Annotated in this window: 7 protein-coding genes; 6 read left to right on the top strand and 1 reads right to left on the bottom strand. The window is 62.0% G+C overall.

The window, feature by feature from the left end; genetic code table 11:
• Positions 1 to 105 precede the first annotated feature (105 nt).
• The 6 genes from AADA04_RS11625 (at position 106) to AADA04_RS11600 (ending at position 8,137) form a co-directional block, all read left to right on the top strand.
• Positions 106 to 804 (top strand): TetR/AcrR family transcriptional regulator, encoded by a 699-nt coding sequence (locus tag AADA04_RS11625; protein ID WP_340693435.1) that lies wholly within the window; start codon positions 106 to 108, stop codon positions 802 to 804.
• A gap of 4 nt (positions 805 to 808) precedes the next feature.
• Entirely contained in the window at positions 809 to 1,993 is a 1,185-nt protein-coding gene (locus tag AADA04_RS11620; RefSeq protein WP_340693434.1) for an efflux RND transporter periplasmic adaptor subunit, read from the top strand.
• Positions 1,994 to 2,006: 13 nt separating this feature from the next.
• Entirely contained in the window at positions 2,007 to 5,120 is a 3,114-nt protein-coding gene (locus AADA04_RS11615; RefSeq protein ID WP_340693433.1) for an efflux RND transporter permease subunit, read from the top strand.
• A gap of 83 nt (positions 5,121 to 5,203) precedes the next feature.
• Positions 5,204 to 6,016 carry a serine O-acetyltransferase gene (cysE, locus tag AADA04_RS11610; protein WP_340693432.1) on the top strand — a complete coding sequence of 271 codons (813 nt, stop codon included), beginning with the start codon at positions 5,204 to 5,206 and terminating at the stop codon, positions 6,014 to 6,016.
• Positions 6,017 to 6,108: 92 nt separating this feature from the next.
• Positions 6,109 to 7,821, top strand: coding sequence for an SUMF1/EgtB/PvdO family nonheme iron enzyme (locus AADA04_RS11605; protein WP_340693431.1), 1,713 nt, complete (start codon positions 6,109 to 6,111; stop codon positions 7,819 to 7,821).
• Between the two features lie 103 nt (positions 7,822 to 7,924).
• Positions 7,925 to 8,137: a DUF3126 family protein gene (locus tag AADA04_RS11600; RefSeq protein WP_340693430.1), complete on the top strand. Its 213-nt coding sequence runs from the start codon at positions 7,925 to 7,927 to the stop codon at positions 8,135 to 8,137.
• A 15-nt stretch (positions 8,138 to 8,152) separates the two neighbouring features.
• Here the strand turns inward: AADA04_RS11600 and AADA04_RS11595 are convergent.
• On the bottom strand, positions 8,153 to 8,544 hold a 392-nt coding region (locus AADA04_RS11595; protein WP_340693429.1), incomplete at its 5' end, for an exodeoxyribonuclease VII large subunit.

Here is an 8,544-nt window from a genome sequence, read left to right as displayed (position 1 = left end):
GAAAGAGGCTTCTCGCGTGTTTCTGCTTGCTCGCGCCGTGGGTCAGGACTAATTTGGTGAACAGTGTTCACTTTCTGAACATGTTTCAGCGATATTTGACGCGCCATGCCAGATGACATGTCCCTTGAAGCGACGCCGGCGGAACGCCGCCGCCTTAAAGTGCGCGGCGCGATAATCGAAGCTGCCGAACGTGTTTTTGCGACCGAGGGCGAGGCGGGTCTTTCAATTCGCCGGCTTGCCGAAGAGATCGATTACTCGCCGTCCGCCATCTACAAGTATTTCGGGTCCAAAGAGGAGCTGATCGACGAACTCAAGGAAGTTTTCTTCGAACGCCTCCTGTCTCGCGTCGGCAAGATTTCCTGCGCAGACGCACCGTTCTCGCAACGAGGACGGGCGTGTGTGACGACCTATATTGTAACGGCGATGGAGCGCCCGCACCACTACGCCGCAGCGTTTTCAAACGCTCAGGGTGCGCCGGTTCAGGTTCAATCCGAGGACTGGGCGGCGTTCGCGAAGACCAATAAAGGGCGGGCCTTCGGTGTCCTCGTCAACATGGTACGCGAAGGCCAGTCACTCGGCGTGTTCGATCCCGAACTTGACCCTTACCTATCAGCGAAATCCGTGTGGGCGGCGTCCCATGGTCTCGCGCAATTGATGACGCACATGCCGAACTTCCCGGCACTTCTGCCGACCGACGAACCCGTTTCCGCGAGCGCCTTTATCGCCTTCCACGCCGACCTCGTTTTCCGGGGTCTGCAATCGCCCGGCGAAGTGCGGCACCCTGATTTTACCCCTGAGGACTAAGACCATGACGCGTTCCGATTACTATCAGGGCGACGAGACCCGAGAGAAGCGCCCGACGTTTCTGAAGGGCCTGGCCTTCTTGGTGATCCTGTTCCTGTTTGGGGCAGGACTGATATTCGCAGCTATCCAGCTGCGCAGCGCCGAAGGGCCAAAAGTGGCAACGGTCGAACCGGACCCGCTGACTGTGTCTGTCATGCCGGTCCGCCTGGCCAAGGAATTCAGGATCGATGAATCCTTTAGCGGACTCGCCGAGGCGCGCCGCAAGAGCCAGCTCGGCTTTTCCAGTGGTGGCCGCATAGACTCAATCAGTGCCGATGTCGGCGACCGGGTTAAACAGGGCGCGACGCTGGCTCGCCTCGACACGCGTAGCCTGGGTGCCCAACTCGCCTCGGCTGATGCGGTGGTTGAAGAAGCGCGCGCGGCCCACTCCCTGGCCTTGAATACGGTCGAACGCCAACGAACGCTCAAATTGCAGGGCCACGTCTCGCAACAGCGCGTCGATGAGGCAGAAGCTCAGGCCAACACGTCCCTGGCCCGCATCGAAGCGGCCCAGGCGCAGGCCGACACTTTGCGCGTCCAGATCGACCTCGCGCGTATCACGGCGCCATTTGACGGTGTTGTCACCGCGAGGATGGTTGATGAAGGCGCGATCGCTGCGCCCGGCACGCTGATACTGGAATTGGTGGAGGCAGGTCATCTCGAAGCACGGATCGGCCTTCCGGCGGTCAGCGCCGCGCGCCTGATACCGGGTGAAATGTACAAACTGGTTGCCGATACAGGCACGGTTGACGCAAAACTACGTACCGTTACGGGCGTGATTGATGCCGACAGGCGCACGGTCGCCGCGATGTTCGACATTGAGAATTCGGGCAACCTCGCTGTGGGGGCCGTCGTCCGGCTTTCGATGGAGCGCGAAATCGACGAGCCTGGCTTCTGGGTGCCTGTGAAGGCCATGTCCACGGCGTCCCGCGGCCTGTGGACCGTATTCGTCGCCGCCCCGTCCGAACATGGCTGGCGCGCTGAGCGACGGCCGGTCGAGATGGTGCATTCCGAAGGCGGACGCGGTTTCGTTCGCGGCCCCGTTCAGGAAGGCGACCGTGTGATTGTCGACGGGCTCCAGCGCATTGCGCCGGGCATGCCCGTCGTGCCGCGTGATGCGACCAGCGCCGACGCGTCAAACGAAGGCTGAGGCTCCCGCCGTCATGTTCACAATTTTCTTCCGCCTTCCGCGCCTCACCATCCTGATCATCATGGTTATCCTCATCGGTGGCCTTGGTGCGATGTTCTCGCTTGGCCGGCAGGAAGACCCGACGCTGATCGAGCGCTACGGCTTTGTCCTCACGACCCTCCCGGGCGCGGACGCCGAGCGCATGGAAGCGCTCGTCACTGAACCGGTTGAAGCGGCCCTGATGGAGCTGCCCGAAGTCAACGAAGTGCAGTCCGTGTCACGTCCCGGCGTGTCGCAGGTCAGCCTGCAAATTCGTGACGATCTCACCGAAGCGGAAGTCGATGATGCCTGGACTCTGATCCGCCAGAAGGTCGAATTCGCCAAGACCCAATTCCCATCCGGTACCAACGCGCCGGATATTCACCGGCAATATGTCGGCGCTGCGACACTGGTCGTCGGACTCGTCTGGGAGGGCGAGGGCGATCCGCCGCTCGCGGTCATGCGGCGTATGGCGCTGAATCTCCAGGACCGTTTCCAGCGACTGCCCGGTACAGAGCTGACCGACCTCTATGGTGTGCCTGCCGAGGAGGTCCGCATCGTCGTCGACCCTGATGCATTGTCAGCGGCGGGCCTGACAGTTCGTCAGGCTGCATCGCTCATCGCATCGGCGGACAGCAAGACGCCGGCCGGGCGCCTTCGCTCTGACGGTGGCAATATCGGTCTCGAAGTCGGTGGCGAGTTCGACAACATATCCCGCATCCGCAGCGTGCCGCTCCTGCAGCGGCCGGATGGAACGGCTGTACGCGTCAGCGATGTGGCAGTTGTCCAGAAGGGGTTTGAAGATCCGTCCGTCCGGATGGCATTGGAAAACGGCAAGCGCGCCATCTTCGTGGGCGCCTTCATTTCAGAAGACCAGCGCGTCGACAAATGGGCCGAGACGGCGCATCGCGTCGTGCGGGATTTTGCCGTGGATGCACCGCCCGGACTGCGTATTGAAACGGTTTTCGACCAGAGTACATACACGAACGCGCGACTGAACGGCCTCGCCAAGAACCTGCTGATGTCAGCCTGTATCGTGTTCGTCGTCCTGTTCTTCACGATGGGCTGGCGGTCTGCGCTCGTCGTCGGTTCGGCTATACCGCTGACCGTTGCTCTCGTCCTGATCCTGTTCAAGGTTTTCGGGAATCCCCTGCACCAGATGTCGGTCACCGGCCTCGTGATTTCACTCGGCCTGCTGATCGACAATGCCATCGTCGTTGTCGACGACTTTGACCAGATGCGGGCCCGCGGCGCGACGCGCCTCCAGTCGATCGACAAGAGCCTCAAACATCTGTTCGCCCCGCTTGCGGCCTCGACGCTTACGACCGCGTTGGCGTTCGCGCCAATTGCCCTTCTGCCCGGCGGAGCGGGTGAATTTATCGGCATGATCGGCCTGTCAGTCGTCTATTCGATCACCGCCTCCTTCGTCGTTTCGGTGACGCTCATCCCTGCGATGGCGGGTTGGTTCGATCGCACGCGGGGCTGGGAAACCGGCGAGCATAAACGTCCGCGCCGTTGGTGGCGCGATGGCGTATCGGTCGATTTCGTCTCCGACGGCTACCGGGCTACCGTCGAAGCTGTCTTGCGGTTTCCGCCGCTCGGTATCCTCCTGGCAGTCGCGCCAGCCATCCTCGGCTTCTACCTGGTCGGACAATTGCCATCGCAATTCTTTCCGCAGACGGAGAGAGATCAGTTCCAGGTCATGATGCAGTTGCCGCCGGAGGCCAGCCTGTCCGACACGATCGTGTCAACGAAACATGCCAGCGAACTGATCCAGGCGATGGAGGGCGTGAAGTCTGTCACGTGGGTCCTGGGTGAGCCGTCGCCACGCGTCTACTATAACATGATCAACAATACGGAAGGCGTTGAGGGCTTTGCAGCCGGCTGGGTCCAGCTGGACGGAAACCAGCGCACGCACGAGATTGTCGCCAGGGTCCAGAGCGAGATGCGCGCGGAATTCCCGGGCGCGCGCTTCCTTGCCTTGCCATTCGAGCAGGGCCCTCCGGCTGATGCCCCGATTGATTTCACGATCCTCGGTGACGATTTCGATATCCTCGGCCGCCTCGGGGACGAAGCGCGCACCATTCTCGCGCAGACTCCGGGCGTCACCTATACGGTCGCTTCGCTTGAACTCGGCGCGCCAACAGTCAGCTTGAAAGCCGACGAATCGGCGTCCGCACTTGCCGGTCAACGCCTCACCCAACTCGCTTCAGCCATGAATGCAGAGCTGGAAGGCGTCCGCGCTGGCTCTATTGTAGAAGGGACCGAAGAACTGCCCGTCATCGTGATCGGCCCCGATGATCGTCGCGGCACGCTGACCGATTTGCGTGCCATGACCGTCGGCGACGGCACGCCCCTGTCCGCGCTCGGGATCATGTCGCTGGATCCCAAGACGGCCGTGATCTCGCGCCGCGACGGCCAGCGCATGAACCAGATCCTCGCGTTTCTCGATCCCTATACGTTGCCGGCGCCGGTCTTCGCAGACTTCCAGGCCCGGCTCGAGGCCAGCAATTTCACGCTGCCGCCGGGCTATGCCATCCGCATTGGCGGCGAGGCGGAAAACTCAGGCGAGGCAATCGGCAATCTGGCCGGGGTCGGTATTCCCCTGATCCTCGTTATGGCCGGCGCGATCATGCTCGTGTTCAACTCGTTCCGCATGATGCTGTTGATCCTGACCACCGGCTTCCTGTCGATGGGGCTCGCCTTCTTCGGGGTCTGGCTATTCAACCTGCCCTTTGGTTTCAATGCGATCATTGGTGGCCTCGGCCTGCTGGGTATCGCCATCAATGGTTCGATTGTTGTCCTGTCGCTGCTCAAGGCCAGTCCGGCTGCCATGGCCGATGACGTGATCGCCCAACGCGAGATCGTCGTGGATGCCACCCGCCACATCGTCGCCACCACCCTGACAACCATGGGCGGGTTCATTCCTATCCTCCTGTCAGGGGATTCTTTCTGGATGCCGTTGGCAGCCGGAATCTCAGGCGGCGTGGCCGGATCGGCCCTCTTGGCGCTTTACTTCACGCCAGCCGTGTTTCGCATCATGACCTTGAAACCTATGCGAAAAACATTGACCTACCTGTTCGGTCGGCGGCGCGCCCCCGCGGAATGAGGTAATTGTGAACGTGCTGGAACTTGATACGCGGCAATCTGCCGCCCATGTGGCGAGTAAGCCAAATTCTGATGGAGGCTGGAATGGTCGTAAACCCTGATATCGGTGCCCCGCCACCTGCCTGGAGCCGGTTGCGTTTTGAGGCGGCTGCCGCAGCGGCGGAAGAGCCGACGCTCGCCAGCTACATCAATGCGGCCATCCTGGCCCATTCCACACTGTGCCAGGCACTCTCCTATCACCTCGCTGAAAAGCTGGGCGGTCCGGTCATGGGAACGCTTCAGGTCCGCCACATCCTCTCGACCGCCTATGATTCTGATCCATCGCTTCTTGTGGCGGCCGAAGCGGACATGCAGGCCGTGCTGGAACGTGACCCCGCCTGCCGTGGCATGTTGCAGCCATTCCTTTTCTTCAAGGGCTTCCTGGCGCTACAGACACACCGTGTCGCTCACGTCCTCTGGAGACAGGGCAGGGAGTCGCTCGCCTTCCACTTCCAGGGCATCGCTTCGGAACTGTTCGGTGTCGACATCCACCCCGCCGCGCGCATCGGTACTGGCGTCATGCTCGACCACGCGACTGCAATCACCATCGGCGAAACCACGGTCGTCGGTGACGGCTGCTCGATCATGCAGGGCGTAACGCTGGGCGGGACAGGCAAGGAAGTCGGCGACCGCCACCCGAAAATCGGACGCGGCGTACTCGTGTCTGTCGGTGCGAAGGTCCTGGGTAACATCACTATTGGCGACGAAGCCAAGGTGGCCGCCGGCAGTGTCGTGCTGAAGGACGTCCCGGCCCATTGCACGGTTGCCGGTGTCCCGGCCAGGATCGTCGGTCAGCCGCTCTGTTGCCAGCCAGCCAAGACGATGGACCAGAACATCCCTGACGACATGGCCAAATAGGCTGCTGCATCCTTTGCTTTCGACACGGTGGGAATTGCGTCTAGTATGATTGCGCTGGGGTACTGGTCCTAACGCGAGAGGGGACGCTCGCCATGCTGCGCTTATTCTTATTGGCCCTCGTCGGTCTTGTTTTCACATTTTCTTCGCGTGCCGAAGCACCGCCGCAGCCGCGCTTCGCGCTGGTGATCGGCAACTCTGCCTACACCCAGACAGGCTGGGCACTGGAAAACCCGGCCCGCGATGCAAGCCTGATTGCGAATGCGCTGTCCAATGTAGGCTTCCAGGTCGATACAGTCATCAACGCGACCGAAGCCGAGATGGAAGTGGCGTTTGCGGCGCACGGTGCGCGCCTCAAGGCCGCCGGACCCACGGCGATCGGGCTGATTTATTATGCAGGCCACGGCGTCCAGTCTCAGGGACTGAACTATCTCGTTCCGGTGGATTCCACCGCCCGGTCCGAGCAGGATATCTGGCGTCAGGCGCCACGTCTGGGCGATGCCCTTCGCTATGTTGAAGACGCCGGGAACAGCGTGAACTTCGTCATTCTGGACGCCTGCCGCAACAATCCCCTCCCCAGTTCCACGCGGGGCGCTGGCGGTGGTCTCGCCGAAGTGAAACCCGCTGCCGGATTGCTGATCTCCTACTCAACAGCGCCGGGCTATGTGGCCTTTGACGGCGATGGCGGAAACAGTGCTTTCGCTGCCGCACTGGCTGACACGCTGACGACTCAGAACCTGATCGCTGAACAGGTCTTCAAACGCGTTGCTGACCGGGTAAGGCAATCGACCAATGGTCTTCAGACCCCCTTCTACAATTCCGGCCTGACGGGCGCGGATTTCTGCTTTGCCGGCTGCAATGGCGGCCCGTCTCCCGTGCTGGTGGCCTCGTCCGCCTCTGGCCGCTTGCCACACGCGGCCAGCACGTCCCGGTCGACCGCAAATACGGCCTCTCCAACACCATCGGCAGGTACCTTCACGGACGTGTCCGACATCCTGCGCGCGGCGGCGTTCACGGCCGCAGCCGCAGATTCCGGTCTTTCCGAGCGCACGTTCAAGGACTGCCTGACCTGCCCGGAAATGATCGTCGTCCCGGCGGGCACATTCACAATGGGATCGCCCGACAGCGAAGCCGAACGCAAGAGCGGGGAGGGGCCGCAATGGCAGGCGCAGGTTGCGACATTTGCGGTGTCCGCCACCGAAATTACCTGGGCCGACATCAAGGCGTGTCGGGATGCCGGTGGCTGCGCGGATATCAAAGCCGATGACGAGACGCGGTCCGACCAGTGGCTCCAGCCAAGCTTTCCGGTTGTGAACATCACCTGGCCCGAAACGCAGACCTATATCGCGTGGTTGAACACCCAGGTATCGGGTGAGCCCTACCGCCTCCTGTCGGAAGCGGAATGGGAGTACGCGGCGCGCGCCGGCACCCAAACGGCGTTCTATACCGGCGAGGCGCTGCCAGGTGACGCGGCCAATTTCAACGCCATGCGCGAGTACAATGGCAGCCAGAGAGGCGGCTGGCCGCGCACGCTTATGCCTGCCAGGACCTATGCGCCCAATCCGTTTGGCTTGTATGAAATGCACGGCAATGCGGCAGAATGGGTCGCGGATTGCTGGTCGTCCAGCTATCTGGGTCGCGCCGGGACAGCTGCAGCCTATGAGCAGCGCAACTGCCGGTCCCGCGTCCTGCGCGGCGGTAGTTGGGAGAAGGTACCCTCCTATGTCCGCTCGGCCTATCGCGACTCCTATCCCGATACCGGACGTGATGACTCGATCGGCTTTCGTATCGCGAGAGATCCCGGCTGATACGGTTATTCCCACTGCTTTCGCGTCGCATTGCAGGTGTCGCTGTTGCGCTGCAAAAGAAAAAGACTAGGTTGCGCCGCTGAATTACGAAGGAGCATGCGTCATGGAACGTGAAGAAACACTGCGTCTTGAGGCGTACCTGAAAGAGAAACTACACCCGAGCCTGCGCCTGCTGGCGCGCGACAAGACCTCTGATTCCGTTGAGGTTTATCTCGGTGCCGAATTCATCGCACTGGTCTACAAGGATGTCGACGAAGGCGAGACATCCTACCAGTTCCAGATGACGGTCCTGTCGGAAGACATCGCGGGCGTCTAAGTCAGCCCGAGCGAACTAGAACAGAGAGCCCTGACCAGCCTTGGTCGGGGCTTTCTTCGTTTTGGGCGCGGGACTCGCAGGCGGGGGCGGCCCGTCAAGCGGCGCAGCCAACACATCGCCATCCGAGAAACTCACCTTGAACGCCGCCGCGCCCGCTGCCGCGCCGGATGAGCGGATCAGCTTGCCATCCTCACCGCGCACGATGGCAAAGCCCCGGCTCAGCGTTGCGTGATAGGACAGGGTCTCTAGCAGCTTGCCTTGCGACTCCAGCGACACGGTGCGCCGCTCGATCAGCCGCATCAGGGCAGGGCGGGCCCGCACGGCGGTTTCCCGCAGGCTTTGCCGCGACCGCCTGATATCGGCCTTCAGGCCCGCCGGGCTGACCTGCGCGGCGGCCAGTCTTGACC

The sequence above is a fragment of the Hyphomonas sp. genome (genome assembly GCF_037969335.1).
Classification (GTDB): Bacteria; Pseudomonadota; Alphaproteobacteria; order Caulobacterales; family Hyphomonadaceae; genus Hyphomonas.
The sequence above is the reverse complement of the archived record's forward strand: the minus strand, read 5'-3'. Positions and strand labels throughout refer to the sequence as shown.